The organism is Rhodococcus sp. NPDC047139 (assembly GCF_040643435.1).
GTDB lineage: Bacteria > Actinomycetota > Actinomycetes > Mycobacteriales > Mycobacteriaceae > Rhodococcus.
Window position 1 is genome coordinate 16,654 of record NZ_JBEYUH010000017.1, and the last position, 13,107, is coordinate 29,760.

Annotated in this window: 14 protein-coding genes; 11 read left to right on the plus strand and 3 right to left on the minus strand. The window is 65.6% G+C overall.

Annotation, left to right across the window (positions count from 1 at the left end):
* Positions 1–39: 39 nt before the first annotated feature.
* Together ABZ789_RS18955 and ABZ789_RS18960 are read right to left on the minus strand one after the other, a co-directional pair.
* On the minus strand, positions 40–1,275 hold the full coding sequence (locus tag ABZ789_RS18955) for an SPFH domain-containing protein (RefSeq protein ID WP_358426879.1): 1,236 nt from the start codon (positions 1,273–1,275) through the stop codon (positions 40–42).
* A 3-nt stretch (positions 1,276–1,278) separates the two neighbouring features.
* The gene (locus ABZ789_RS18960; protein WP_358426882.1) at positions 1,279–1,719 is read right to left on the minus strand and encodes an NfeD family protein; all 441 of its coding nucleotides are present in this window, start codon (positions 1,717–1,719) and stop codon (positions 1,279–1,281) included.
* Positions 1,720–1,936: 217 nt separating this feature from the next.
* On the opposite strand from ABZ789_RS18960, the gene ABZ789_RS18965 reads away from it, so the two are divergent.
* From ABZ789_RS18965 to ABZ789_RS19015, 11 genes are all read left to right on the plus strand, one after another.
* A complete protein-coding gene (locus ABZ789_RS18965; protein WP_358426885.1) occupies positions 1,937–2,572 on the plus strand; it encodes a helix-turn-helix domain-containing protein in 636 nt (211 codons plus the stop codon).
* A 44-nt stretch (positions 2,573–2,616) separates the two neighbouring features.
* Entirely contained in the window at positions 2,617–3,480 is an 864-nt protein-coding gene (locus tag ABZ789_RS18970) for an oxygenase MpaB family protein (RefSeq protein ID WP_358426888.1), read from the plus strand.
* A 151-nt stretch (positions 3,481–3,631) separates the two neighbouring features.
* Positions 3,632–4,477, plus strand: a complete 846-nt coding sequence (locus ABZ789_RS18975; protein ID WP_358426891.1) for an ABC transporter permease — start codon at positions 3,632–3,634, stop codon at positions 4,475–4,477.
* Positions 4,477–5,361: an ABC transporter permease gene (locus tag ABZ789_RS18980; protein ID WP_358426894.1), complete on the plus strand. Its 885-nt coding sequence runs from the start codon at positions 4,477–4,479 to the stop codon at positions 5,359–5,361. The genes ABZ789_RS18975 and ABZ789_RS18980 overlap by 1 nt, the downstream gene beginning before the upstream one ends.
* Positions 5,362–5,369: 8 nt before the next feature.
* Positions 5,370–6,386, plus strand: coding sequence for an MlaD family protein (locus ABZ789_RS18985; protein WP_358426897.1), 1,017 nt, complete (start codon positions 5,370–5,372; stop codon positions 6,384–6,386).
* Positions 6,383–7,420 (plus strand): MlaD family protein, encoded by a 1,038-nt coding sequence (locus ABZ789_RS18990; protein WP_358426900.1) that lies wholly within the window; start codon positions 6,383–6,385, stop codon positions 7,418–7,420. Before ABZ789_RS18985 ends, ABZ789_RS18990 begins: the two co-directional genes overlap by 4 nt.
* Positions 7,420–8,436, plus strand: a complete 1,017-nt coding sequence (locus ABZ789_RS18995) for an MlaD family protein (RefSeq protein ID WP_358426903.1) — start codon at positions 7,420–7,422, stop codon at positions 8,434–8,436. The genes ABZ789_RS18990 and ABZ789_RS18995 overlap by 1 nt, the downstream gene beginning before the upstream one ends.
* A 16-nt stretch (positions 8,437–8,452) precedes the next feature.
* On the plus strand, positions 8,453–9,538 hold the full coding sequence (locus ABZ789_RS19000; protein ID WP_358426906.1) for an MCE family protein: 1,086 nt from the start codon (positions 8,453–8,455) through the stop codon (positions 9,536–9,538).
* The gene (locus ABZ789_RS19005; RefSeq protein ID WP_358426909.1) at positions 9,535–10,611 is read left to right on the plus strand and encodes an MlaD family protein; all 1,077 of its coding nucleotides are present in this window, start codon (positions 9,535–9,537) and stop codon (positions 10,609–10,611) included. Before ABZ789_RS19000 ends, ABZ789_RS19005 begins: the two co-directional genes overlap by 4 nt.
* Entirely contained in the window at positions 10,608–11,558 is a 951-nt protein-coding gene (locus ABZ789_RS19010; RefSeq protein WP_358426912.1) for an MlaD family protein, read from the plus strand. Before ABZ789_RS19005 ends, ABZ789_RS19010 begins: the two co-directional genes overlap by 4 nt.
* A 17-nt stretch (positions 11,559–11,575) precedes the next feature.
* Positions 11,576–12,226 (plus strand): hypothetical protein, encoded by a 651-nt coding sequence (locus ABZ789_RS19015; RefSeq protein ID WP_358426915.1) that lies wholly within the window; start codon positions 11,576–11,578, stop codon positions 12,224–12,226.
* 15 nt (positions 12,227–12,241) lie between these two features.
* On the opposite strand, the gene ABZ789_RS19020 is transcribed toward ABZ789_RS19015, so the two are convergent.
* Positions 12,242–13,078 carry a DUF3097 domain-containing protein gene (locus ABZ789_RS19020; RefSeq protein WP_358426917.1) on the minus strand — a complete coding sequence of 279 codons (837 nt, stop codon included), beginning with the start codon at positions 13,076–13,078 and terminating at the stop codon, positions 12,242–12,244.
* Between the last annotated feature and the right edge of the window lie 29 nt (positions 13,079–13,107).

Consider the following 13,107-nt stretch of genomic DNA (forward strand, 5'->3'; position numbering starts at 1 on the left):
GAGGCGTGCCGCTCGGGCACGCCTCTCGAACGTCTCCTGTTACTGCTGCGACTGCGGCGGTTCGACCGTCTCCTCGGATGCCTCGTTCGCAATCCAGCGTTGTGCCGGCGGCGGGGTGGGCAGGGCCGACTGCTCTTCCCCACCGGGCTTCTCCGGAGTGAGACCGGTCCGGACTGCCGGATCGACCGGCTTGCGGGCCACGGCTTCGGCTTCGGCGACGGCCTGCGCGACTTCCGGGTCGCGCTTGGTCGTGAACCAGTCCTCGACCTCGGCGCTGTCGTCCTCGGGCCGCTGCAACTCCTCGTCGACAGGAGTCGGCTCGAATCGGAAGACGCCGTCTTCTCCGGGCGAACCGAGGTTTCGCGCGAATCCCTCGAGCGCCTTACCGAAATCGCTCGGCACCACCCACATCTTGTTGGCATCGCCCTGCGCCATCTGAGGCAGAGTCTGCAGGTACTGATAGGCAAGCAGTTCCGGCGTGGGTTTGCCGGCCTTGATCGCGGCGAAGACCTTCTCGATGGACTTCGCTTCGCCCTGGGCTTCGAGGTAGCGAGCCGCCCGGTCACCTTGTGCACGCAGGATGCGCGACTGTCGGTCGGCTTCCGCCTCGAGGATCGCTGCCTGCTTCGCACCCTCGGCAGAGAGGATTTGCGACTGCTTGTCACCTTCGGCGGTCTTGATCGCCGACTCCCGATGCCCCTCGGCGGTGAGGATCATCGCGCGCTTCTCACGGTCCGCCTTCATCTGCTTCTCCATCGATTCCTGGATCGACGGCGGCGGATCGATGCTCTTGAGTTCGACTCGCGCAACGCGCAGCCCCCATCGGCCGGTGGCTTCGTCGAGCACACCCCGAAGCTGGCCGTTGATCGAGTCACGGGAGGTGAGGGTCTCTTCCAAGGTCATACCGCCGACGACGTTGCGCAGGGTGGTGACGGTGAGCTGTTCGACCGCGGCGATGTAGTTGCTGATCTCGTAGACGGCGGCCTGCGGATTGGTCACCTGGAAGTACACGACCGTGTCGATGCTCAGCGTGAGGTTGTCCTGGGTGATGACCGGTTGCGGCGGGAACGACACGACACGCTCACGCAGATCCACCTTGGCCCGGATGCGGTCGACGAACGGAACCAGGAAGGTGAGCTGGCCCGAAGCCGTCCGGTAATACCGGCCCAGACGTTCGATGACAGCAGCCTCTGCCTGCGGCACGAGCGACACCGACTTGGCCACGACGACCACGACCAGTGCCACCACTACGGCAAGCACGATCAATGCTTCCATTACTCAGACACCCCTCCATACGACGGCGGTCGCGCCGTCTATCTGCATCACTGTCACGGTCGTGCCCGGCTCGTACACCTCGGTGGTGTCCAAAGGCCTTGCGGTCCATATATCGCCGTCGATCTTGACTCGACCCGAATGCTCCCCCACCTGTTCGAGCACGAGTGCCCGCTTGCCCGGCAAGGCGTCGATACCCGTCGGCAAGGCCGGTGGCACGGAATACCGACGCCGCAGGATCGGCCGCACGCCGAGCAGCAGGACGGCCGACGTGATTGCGAAGATCACTGCGTCGATCCATACGGGAAGGTCGGTCACTGCGGACACTCCGCCGGTGACCAGTGCGGCACCGCCGAGCATCAGCAGGGCGAAATCGCCGGTGAGGGCTTCCCCTGCCGCCAACGCCACCCCGGCGATCAACCAGATCAATGCGGCCACGATCACCATCGAACCACAATTCGGACACCGGGGCAGAGTCCCTGGTGAGGTTGTGCAGGCGACGGCCGGACGTTCCCGTTTCACGGCGGTCGTGGGGGCGCTCGGGGTCTATTCGGTTTTTATCGGAATTCCGTATGGGGTGGAGTCCATAGGCATCGGGGTGGCATTTCGTTACCCTCCCCACACACTTCCCCGGATGTGAGATCAGTGATACCGTCCTGAAACTATGGGTATCACCCCCGTGCGTTCGCTCCTGGTCGAAGCATTGATCGGCCAGAGTTCCGACGCCGACGCGACCGACACCGCAATCCTCGCGGCCACGATCCGCTGTCTGAGCCATCACGGACTCGAACGAACGACAGTGGCCGACGTCGCGACGGAGGCCGGCGTAGGTCGAGCCACAGTCTTCCGGCGCTTCGACACAAAGGAGGAACTGCTCACCCGGGCGTTCGCATGGGAGCTCGACCAGCTCGTAGCTCGATTCCACAGTGTCATCGACAGCATCGGGAATCCGTACGAGCGCGCAGTCGAATGGATCGTCGAAGCGGTCCGCACCGTCCGCAACCACCCGGTGGCACGACGATTCGTCGACGACGGAGTTGCCATCTCCGTCCTGCACGATCCACAGATCACCACGCTGCTGCTCACATCGGTTCGTCACGAACTCGACCTCACCGCACAACGGACAGGAGTCGAGTTCGACACGGCTACTGCTGCGGAGATCGTCTCGCGCTTCTTCGTCAGTGTGTGGCTCGCTCCCGACCTCGGTAGCGCGACCGCCGACGACGAGGGAGTACGACGGATGGCCCGAACGATGTTGTCCTTCCTGGTCGTGCCGTCCCCGTCCCCCACCGACGTCTGATGCCGACGTCCGATCCGCAGCAATCGGACCCGAGGAGTCCAGCGATGGAAGACACTCCCCCACAGCCTGTTCCGCAGAGCATCGAGGACGACGTCCCCGTTGCCGACCGCCCCTTCATCCGACTGCTGGCAGACCGCCGCATCTGGCCCATGTTCCTGTTCCGTGCACTGTCGCTACAGGGCACCCACCCCACTGTCATGGTTGCGCTCGAACAACATTCGAAGTCGTTCACCGAGCCCTCGGTCCGGGCGGAGAACACCCTCGCCTACACCTACCGCGTCTACTTCGGCGAGAATGTCGCCGAGTCGGCCCGCGAGCTACGGGAGATGCACCGACCCATCACCGGTCTCGACTACGAGGGGCGAAAATACCACGCGTGGAACCGTGACGTGTGGACATGGGTTCACCTCACCACGATCGAATCGCTCATCTACGCCATCGAGATCTGCTTCGGTCCGCAACCCGGACCCGAGGTAGAGGCCTTCTATCAGGAGAGCTGCCGGCTCGGCATCCTGTTCGGGGTTCGTGAACAGGACATGCCCGGCGACGTGGCAGCCCTTCGCCGCTATGTCGAGGACGGCATCACCGACAAGCTCGCCATGTCGCCCGGAACCCGGCGCATGCAGCGACTCGTCGACGAGCAGGACGTGATCGCGACCCTGGAACCGAGGCTTGCGACTCTCCCCCGACCTCTTCCCGCGCTACTGGAACGACTGACGAGCCGGCCGGTGAAGACCCTGATGTTCGGCGCCTTTCCCGAACCCGTGCGCCGGATCTGGGGAGTGTCGTGGAATACCGCGCGCGAACGGGAGTTCCGGGCGCTGCTCGCGGCCATGCGTGTCGGCTCGCGGTTGATACCCGAACGACTGCGGATGATTCCCGAAGCTCGCGCAGCACTGGGGGCCTGACACCCGCCGAGGCGGATCGACTCCACGTCCGTCGTCACAGGCGCCCGGCTCACCACCGCAGCAGTGCACTCGGTCCCACCGGACCCACGCCCTGCATGCTCGACCATCCATAACCACTTGCGTTTTCAGCGTCATCTCATCAGGGGGCTCGATGATGACCTCGCAACCCGCGGACGATGCCGTCCGAGGAGAGCGGGCGTTCGGGGGTGCCGTCGCCGCACGCACCGCCGACTCCATACGTACTTTCGGACGCACGCTCCGGTTGGCGTTCCGTTCTACCGCGTACCTGGTCGTCGACCTCGTACGCGGCCGATTCCCGTTGCGAGAGGCCATCGTTCAGGGGTGGTTCTTCATCTCCGTATCGGCTGTGCCGGCTGTACTCGTCGCTCTGCCACTCGGCGTGGTCATCGCTGTGCAGGTCGGCAGCATGACCGACAACGTCGGTGCCAATTCGATGGCCGGCGCCGTAGGCGGTATGGGCGTCATGCAGCAGATCGCTCCCCTTGCCGCGGCACTGCTCATCGGCGGCGCAGGAGGTTCGGCGATCTCCGCCGACCTGGCTTCGCGGACGATCCGCGAAGAGATCGACGCCCTGCGCACCCTCGGCATCGACCCGCACCGCAGACTCGTCTCGCCTCGCATCCTCGCGATGGTGGTCGTGGCACCGATGTTGTCCGTACTGATCATCCTGATGAGCATCCTGGCGAGTTTTGCCGTGGCCTCTCTCGGGCAGGGTGTCGCACCCGGCTCATACTGGCTTTCGTTCGGCAGTTTCGCGTCGACCACCGATCTCGTGGTGTGCCTGCTCAAGGCCGCGGTCTTCGGCTTCGTCGTCGCGGTGATCTCGAGCCAGCGAGGACTCGAGGCCAAAGGTGGCCCGAAAGGCGTGGCCGACAGCGTCAATGCCGCGGTGGTACTCAGCATCATCGCATGCATGGTCGTCAACCTGTTCATCACCCAGGTCGTTCTGATGTTCGTTCCCATGAGGTTCCTCTGATGAGCACTGTCCGCAACGTACCCGTGGCCACGCCCTCCCCCTACCGCCCACCCGGCCTGCACTGGACACGGCACGTCGGCCGGGCGTGGAAACCTCTCGAAGCCCTCGGGCACTACCTGTATTTCGTCATCGTCTCGTTCCGCGGGATCGGACACGCGCTCCGCCGGAACCGACGTCAGACCGTTATGATCTTCACCGATCTGACCTGGGGGAACGGCCGAGCGATCATCGTCGGCGGCGGCGTCGCACCGGTACTGGCGATTCTCGGCATCGTCGCGGGTGCGATGGTGGGACTCGTCGGCTTCTCCGCCCTGGACATGCTCGGGATGGGACCGTTGACCGGTGCCATGTCGGCACTCGCGAATCCGCGCGAACTCGCGCCGCTGATCGCCGCGATCGGGTTCGCCGCCCAGGCCGGTTGCCGCATCACCGCCGAAGTCGGGGCGATGCGGATCTCGGAGGAGATCGACGCGCTCGAAGCACAGGCGATCGACTCGATCCCGTACGTGGTGTCCACTCGCCTCATCGCCGCGGTCGGTGCGGTCGTCCCGTCCTATCTGATCGCGCTCGCCCTCGGCTTCGCGGCCACCGGTGCGACCGTCACAGTGGTCCAGGGGCAAGGCTCTGGCGCCTACGACCACTACTTCCATATGTTCACCGAACCGATCGACCTGATCTATTCCCTGATCAAGGTGGTCGTTTTCGTTCTCGTCGTGACTCTCGTGCACGCATACCAGGGCTATCACGCCACAGGAGGCCCCGAGGGCGTCGGAATCGCCTCGGGCCGGGCCATCCGCGCGAGTCTGGTCCTCATCGTGACCACCGACATGGTGCTCACGCTCGTCATGTGGGGCCTCGACGCGACGATCAGTTTCTCGGGGTGAGGAAGTAAGTGAGCACAGCACATTATTCGGGCTTCGGGCCGAGTCGTCGCGGATTGCGGATCCGCGGGCTCGCGGTCGTCGTCGCCGCCGCACTCGTCGTCACCGCCGCATGGTGGGCGTCGCAACCCGACCGTTCCGGCGAGGTCCGGTTCGCGGTCACCGCATCGAATCTCGGCGACGGGGTCTCCACCGACACGGCGGTTCGTCTGCGGGGCATGACGATCGGCTCGGTGATCGAGATCGAACCACAGGGCCCCCAGCAGCAGATCGTCACGCTCAGTGTCGACGAGAACCGTCTCGGCGAGTTGTCGACGGCGATGCACACCCGCTTCGTCTCGTCGAACATCTTCGGCTCCACCGCACTGGAGCTGATCCCGATGCCGGATGGTCGGCCGATCGAGCCGGGCAGCACACTCCCGCTCGGCGATGTCGGCGACTACACAGTCACCACGGTATTGCGTGACTCCGGCCGGCTCCTGCTCGACGTGGTGACCCCGCAACTGTCGGACTCGATCGACAGCGCCGCCGAGCTGACCCAGCAGATGGCACCACTGCTCGCCTCCTCGCTGCTCCTCATGCGTAACATCGCCCGGACCCAGAACGAGCCGCTCAGCGAGCTGCTGCCGAGGTTCGCGGATGTCTCCGAGGGCATCGCGGCGTTCACCCCGTCCGCACTGAACACCCTCTCTGCGATCGCATCCGTCGAGGAACTCGAGGACGACTTCCGCACCGAGCAGGCGAGCGAGACGATCACCGAGGTCTCGCATCTCGTGCTCGCGCTGTCAGGTGAGATCGTCGGCGCGCTCGGCCCGACCTCGGATGCCGTCGACATGCTGCTCGACATCCTGATCCCGATGAACCAGAGCCTGCGCACGGTCTCTCCCGACCAGGTCGACAGATTCGTCGACGGCGCCGACGGCGCCCTGCACCAGCAGGGCGACCGGGTGGTCCTGGGGGTCGACGTACTCGTGGACACCTTCCCGGCCTTCCGGGTTCCGCTCGAGAGCACCGGGGGTACCCGATGAGAACTTCGCGTCAGGCAGCCGTCCGGCTCGCACTGCTCGCGACCGTGGTCGCGTTGATCGTCGTGCTCATCGTGCAGGCGATCGAACGACCGGTCGGCGGATCCGCGACGGCATATCAGGCCCGTTTCGGCGACGTGTTCGGGCTCAAGGAGAACGCCGACGTGCGTCTGCGCGGTGTGCAGGTCGGCAAGATCACCGACATCTCGGTGTCGGAGGACAACCGGGCTATCGTCGATTTCACCGTCCTCGACGAATATCGGCTGCGCGAAAGCGATCGGCTGCTGGTCAAGTTTCAGAACCTCACGGGCCAGCGCTATCTCGAACTCGAGCGGAGTGACGACGCCGGCCCGGAGATCGATCCCGCAAACCCGGTACTGAACACCGTCGATTCGTTCGACATCACCACGGTGTTCAACGGACTCAAACCCCTGTTGCGCGAAGCGGACCCGGCCGTCTACAACCGTCTCGCCACCAACGTCGCCGCGTTGATCGAAGGCAGCGAGTCCAGCCCGACCCCTGTCATGCGCGACATCGCCGAACTTGCGACCTATGCCGAAGACCGCAGCGCACTGATGGGCAGACTCCTGGACAACTTCACCGCCCTCAACGAGCAGCTCGAAGGCCGCTCCGAGAACCTCGAGAACATTCTCGAGGTCTTCCATTCGATCTTCACACCCCTGGTGACACGCATGACCGAGTTCCTGTCTCTGACCAAGCTCGGCGCGACCGAGATGGCGGAGGTCGACCGCACCGTCAACCTGCTCTCCCAGCTCCTTCTCGGCGCCCCGGCCGACCACCCCGGTTTCCTCGAACGCAACGACGACTTCATCCGCCGGGTCGACGAGGTGATACCGGATCCGTCGACGGCCATCGACACCCTCTCGGTCCTGCCGGGGATCTTCGAAGGAATCAATTCCCTGGTACCGCGCGTGGACGGATCCCGGCAGTGCAGCAACGGCGCGGTCCAGTTGCCGATCGAGGCCGACGTGCTGCTCCAGAGCCGTCCCCTGACCATCTGCAACGGAGGTGCCTGATGCGCACCCGCCTGTTCGGGCGTCTCGACTTCGGCTCCGAGGACGCCGATCCCCGCACCCAGATGTGGTGGGCACTGTCGGGTCTGCTCGTCCTCTTCCTTGTCGCCGGCATCGTGTTCATGCTCTATCTGCGTCCCGTCGGTTCGACGACCTACCGGCTTCAGTTGCCGGAATCGGCAGGACTCGCGGCCGGCGACGACGTGCGCATCGCGGGTGTCCCGGTCGGTTCGATCACCGGGCTGAACCTGGCCGACGACCATGTCGATGTCGAGTTCACCGTCGAATCCGAGCATTTCGTCGGGGACCAGACCTCCGTGTCGGTACGGATGCTCACCCCCATCGGGGGTCTGTACCTTGCGCTGCACCCGGCCGGCAGGCAACCGCTGACCGAACCCATCCCGCCGAATCGAGCGGCCCTGCCGTTCCTGGTGAACGACATGTTCGAGGAGGCCACCACAGTGGTGGAGGAACTCGACACCGAGGCGCTGCGCACGGCCCTGGACAAGACCGCCGCCATGCTCGGCGAATCCCCGGGCGCGGTGCGTATCACGGTGACCGATCTCGAAGCGCTCATGGACGTCATGGCGAATCAGAAGGACCAGATCGAGAGTCTGCTCGAACTGTCCAACGAATACCTCCGCACCGCCAACGACAACAAGGAACTCGCGCTCGAGATCATCCGGGGCTACGCGATCCTCGGTCCGAAGATCGTCGAAGCCCATCAGGACGTGAAGGTCTTCGCCGACGGGCTCTCCGGTCTCGCAGGGCTGCTGTTCGACTTCCTCAGCGGCCCGTACCAGGAGAAGGTCGAACCGATCATTCCGCACCTCGTGGAAGCCGCCGACAGCAGTGAAGAACTGTCGGCGTCCGTCGAGGCCATGACGGAATCCCTCCGCTCCACCCTCACGGGACTCGCGGCCGTCGCCGGTCCCGAAGGCCAGGCCCTTGTCGACCAGAGCGGACTGACGGTCCAACGGCCCGATGTCTGTCTCCCGATGCCGGGAACGCGGTGCTGACGTGCGAACACCGACGATGAATTCACGACGACTCGTTACCGCGGCGACGGTCGTGACGCTGGCCGTGGCCGGCGCGACCGCCTTCGCCGCAACCTCCCGGAACGACGCCTCGATCTGTGCCTTCTTCGAGGATTCCTACGGCTTGTATCCCGGCTCTCCGGTCACCATCCGAGGAATCTCGATCGGGACCGTGGACCGGGTCGAACCCGACGGTGCGCGCGTGCGCGTCGACATGACCGTCGACGACCGCGAACTTCCCGCCGACACCGGTGCGGTGATCACCAACGCGTCGATCCTCACCGATCGTCGCGTCGAACTCGTCGACGCCGATCCCCGCCCCGGACCTGCCCTGTCCTCGGACACGTGCATCGACACGGAGCGCACCCGCACGCCCGTCAGCGTGTCGGATGCCCTCGGATCGTTCTCGGAGCTCGTGCGTCAGATGACCGAGCGCGGACCGGACGGAACCGCGCCGCTCGAATCGGCTCTGAAGGACGCCGGACGAGAGTTCGAAGATCTGGGACCGACACTGAACCGTGAACTGCGCGACCTCGCGGAACTGCTGTCGTCCCCGGACAACTTCATGGACCAGCTGGGTCAGATCCTCGACAACTCGGCCGAGATGACGACCGTGCTCGCCGGCGACTGGGAGAGCGTCAAATCCACCGTCCAGACGTTCGCTCCGGGTCTGGCCGGCATCGAGCAGATGCTCGTCGTGGCGAAGATCCTCGTCGAGAAGCTCTCCTTGGCCGTCGGCCCGCTCGACCGGCTGTTCAACGAGCACTTCCCCTACCTGATGGACGCCCTGAACTCCACGCTGCCGACGCTGACGATGCTGCGCACCCAGGCGGAGAGCTCCGGCGAACTGCTCGCCACCATTCCCGGCACGATCACGATGCTCGAGACGATGGTGCAGAGCCATCCCGGATCCGTCGCCGTCGAACTCGACCCCGCCCGGGCCGAAGTGCCGACTCCCGCCGCCGCCCTGACCTGCACGGCACTCGAACAGATCGCTCCGGACAGCTGCACCGTGGTGTCCTCACGCTCGGTGTCGGTGCCGCTGCCCCAGCTGGTCATGTCGACGATCGGAGCAACGCCGTGAGCCGTTCGTTCACCCGCCCAACTCGCACAGGGTGGCTCAGCCACCGCCGCACAGGGTGGCTCAGCCACCGCCGACTGCTCGGGGTGACCCTCGCCGCCCTGGTGGTGCTGTGCGGATGCAGTTTCGATCCCAGCGACCACGCGCTGCCCGGGTCCGGAGTGCGCGGACCCACCTACCGGCTGAACCTCGAGTTCGAATCGCTGCTGAGCCTGCCGGCCGGGGCCGACGTCCGCTCCGAAGGCATCTCCGTCGGCACCCTGCGAGCCATCGATCTCGAGCCGCACAGCGCCGTCGCCAGGATCGACGTGCGCGAGTCGGTCGTCGTACCGGAGGGCACCCGCGCCGAACTGCGGCAGAACACCGTGCTCGGCGACATCTACATCGCTCTCCTACCACCGAAGGACGGCAGCGGCGCACCGTTGCAGGACGGCGACACCATCCCGCTGCAGGACACGGATCCGGGCCCGCAGATCGAGGCGATGCTCGAGCGGATCGCGATGTTCGTCAACGGCGGAAGCCTGACCCGGCTGCAGGATTCGATCGCGCGACTGAACGACGTGCTGCCGGAGGACTCGGAGGAGACCCGCGAATTGTCGGCGGTCATCTCCACGGATCTGAGCGAGGCCGCGGCGAACATCGACCAGATCGATCGCATCGTCGTCGCCACGGAGGACCTGTCGCAACGTCTCGATGCCGCACGCGACGACGTCGGTTTCCTGTTCTCCGACACCGCGCGCCGGCGTCTCGAGCGCGTACCCCACTTCATGGAAGCCGTGCTCAACATTGTCATCGACGTGAACACGATGGTCACAGGCCTCGAGTGGCTGATCCCCCGACTCCCGCAAATCAACGACAACCTCGAACTCCTCACCCCGCTGCTGCGCGAACCGTCGCCGAGCGCCACCGAATTGCGCGGCAACTCGGGCGAACTCGTCGAGCTCGTCGACGAGAAACTGGTCCCCTTCCTGCTCGAGCCCGGCATCGACATCCGTGAGGTGACCATCGCCGGTAACGAAGGGAGCCCGGCCGCCGACGGGCTGGTTCTTCTGCGCATGATCGGAGCCCTGCCGTGACCCGAATTCCCGCCTGGATGTCGGCCCTCGCGCTGATCGTGGTGATGGTCCTGGGGACCTGGTATCTCGTTGTCGGCGTACTGAAGATCGATCCGACGGAGCAGCGCGTACACGCGGTGGTGGACATGCGCGACGCCGCAGGACTTCGCACGGGATCGAGTGTCGTCTACCGGGGGGTGAACATCGGGCGGGTCGACGGCATGGAGAACCTCCACGGATCCGTCCGCATGAACATCTCCTACGAGGCCGAGCACCGCATCCCCGTGGACAGCACCATGCGCGTCGAGAACCTGTCGTCGCTCGGCGAGCCGGTGTTCTCGTTTCTCCCCGCGTCGACCCAGGGCCCCTATCTCGAGGACGGTGCGCACCTGACCGAGATCGTCGAGCTCCCCACCTCGGTGCCCGATCTGCTCGCGACGACCTCGGAACTGCTCGAGCAGACCGACGCCGAGTCACTGAACGAACTCGTCGCCACGTTCACCGAATCGGTGGCCGGACTCGAGGAGACCATGCCGGCAGCGAGTCGCGGCGCCGAACTCCTCCTGTCCACCCTCACCCGGCACGAGGGATCGCTGGAAACGGTACTGCGCGATCTGATGTGGATGATGGGCGACGTGGAGTGGGTGCGACCGGCGATGGTCGCCGCCCCTCCCATGCTGGACCAGTTCGGTGAGACACTCGGCGTCTCGTACGAGTACCTGTTCGAAGGCTCCGCGGTGCTCGAGGGCGAAAAGATCCTCGGCTCGTGGCGTCAGCAGGAGATCGAACTCGCCGAGTTCCTGAAGAAGATGGCCCCGGAACTCGGTGCGATCGGTGTCGCGCTGCGGCCCGTCACTCAGGCCACCGGTTCCGTGGTGGGGCGGATGGATCTCGGTACCCTGCTCGAACAGGCCATCGCGACCATGCCGGGTGACAGCGTCCGGTTCACCGTGAGTGTGCCCCGATGAAGAAGGAAGACAGCGTCATGACGAATTCCGGACCGATCTCGAACAGCGATGTCACGGAACAGGATCGGGCCACGTCCACGCCGGATGCCGCGGGCACCACGAGCCGTGGCCCATGGTGGTCGTCGGTCCGCACCCTTGCGATCGTCACGGTGCTCGCCCTTGTCACCGCGGTGACCTTCGGAGTGCTCTGGGCGACCGACGACTCGTCGGAGCAACTGCAAGACCTGCAGAGCCTGCTCGACATCGAGGCGGAGGCCGAGGCCGTCGCTTCCGATTACGCGCTCAGCGTCTCCGAGGTCGACTTCCGTGATCTCGACGCCTGGCGAGCAGCGCTCACCGACGGTGTCAGTGAACAACTCGCACCGAAACTCGAGGGGGCCGTGGACGTCGTGGCCCCGTGGTTGACACAGATGGAGTACACCGCGGAGGCGCGGTTGCTCGCTGCCGAGGTCTCCCGCAACGACGGCGATGTCTTCGTCGTGCAAGTGTTCGTAGACATGGTGTCGAAGAGCAAGCAGACGCCCGACGGCGTCGCCGCCACCGCGACCTACACAGTGACGATGGACCGCGCCTCCGACTGGACCATCACCGACGTCGGCGGCGTGAGTGCCGGCCTTCCGGGCGGCGCCGGCGAGGCCGAACCCGCCCCGGCGGACGGGGGCCGCTGATATTCCGGACGGCGGTCAGCCCTCGTCGGGTTCGGTGACGAAGTCGACGAGGCGTTCGACCGCTCCGATGAGATGCGATTCGAGGTCACGAAACGAGGTCACGGAACCGTAGACACGGCGCCAGCCGTCCTGCGGTGTCCCCCAGCCCAATTCACGGCAGACCCCGGTCTTCCAGTCTTCGCCGCGCGGGATCTGCGGCCACGCATCGATCCCAACCGACCGCGGTTTCACCGCTTCCCAGACATCGATGTAGGGGTGGCCGGTGACCATGACGTGAGGACCGAGATTTGCGGTGAGCCGTTCCTCCTTGGAGCCGGTCACCAGGTGATCGGCGAGAACACCGACGCGGCGCCCTGGTCCGGGCCGGAACTCGGCGAGGCGCGTCCCGAGATTGTCGAGACCCTCGAGCTGCTCGACGACCACGCCCTCGACACGGAGATCATGTCCCCACACTCGTTCGACGAGCGCCGCGTCGTGCACACCCTCGACCCAGATGCGGCTGCCGCGGGCCACACGCGCCCGCACTCCCTCCACGCGCGTCGAGCCCGATGCCGAGCGGCTCGGAGTCCGGGTCGTGGGACGATGCCGGGGCTTGACGAGCGTGACGGGTTGCCCGTCGACCAGGAACGCTGCCGGGCGCATCGCGAACAGCCGGGTTCGGCCGTGCGCGTCCTCGAGGCGGACGAAGTCTCCGTCGTAGGTCTTCTCGATGCCCACGATCGCACCGCACCAGCCGGATGCGACGTCCTCGACGACGACGCCTCGTCCCGCTTCGAGTTCCGGAACGCTCTTCTTCTTCGTGCGGGCGTGACCGGCATAGATGTCGCCGCCGTACATGTCGCGTGGGCTCACGCCAGTCGACCCTAGGACATCGTGTGGCG

Coding starts and splice junctions, on each gene's coding strand:
- ABZ789_RS18955 (WP_358426879.1), bottom strand. CDS start 1,275: ATGGAAGCATTGATCGTGCTTGCCGTAGTGGTGGCACTGGTCGTGGTC.
- ABZ789_RS18960 (WP_358426882.1), bottom strand. CDS start 1,719: ATGGTGATCGTGGCCGCATTGATCTGGTTGATCGCCGGGGTGGCGTTG.
- ABZ789_RS18965 (WP_358426885.1), top strand. CDS start 1,937: ATGGGTATCACCCCCGTGCGTTCGCTCCTGGTCGAAGCATTGATCGGC.
- ABZ789_RS18970 (WP_358426888.1), top strand. CDS start 2,617: ATGGAAGACACTCCCCCACAGCCTGTTCCGCAGAGCATCGAGGACGAC.
- ABZ789_RS18975 (WP_358426891.1), top strand. CDS start 3,632: ATGATGACCTCGCAACCCGCGGACGATGCCGTCCGAGGAGAGCGGGCG.
- ABZ789_RS18980 (WP_358426894.1), top strand. CDS start 4,477: ATGAGCACTGTCCGCAACGTACCCGTGGCCACGCCCTCCCCCTACCGC.
- ABZ789_RS18990 (WP_358426900.1), top strand. CDS start 6,383: ATGAGAACTTCGCGTCAGGCAGCCGTCCGGCTCGCACTGCTCGCGACC.
- ABZ789_RS18995 (WP_358426903.1), top strand. CDS start 7,420: ATGCGCACCCGCCTGTTCGGGCGTCTCGACTTCGGCTCCGAGGACGCC.
- ABZ789_RS19000 (WP_358426906.1), top strand. CDS start 8,453: ATGAATTCACGACGACTCGTTACCGCGGCGACGGTCGTGACGCTGGCC.
- ABZ789_RS19015 (WP_358426915.1), top strand. CDS start 11,576: ATGACGAATTCCGGACCGATCTCGAACAGCGATGTCACGGAACAGGAT.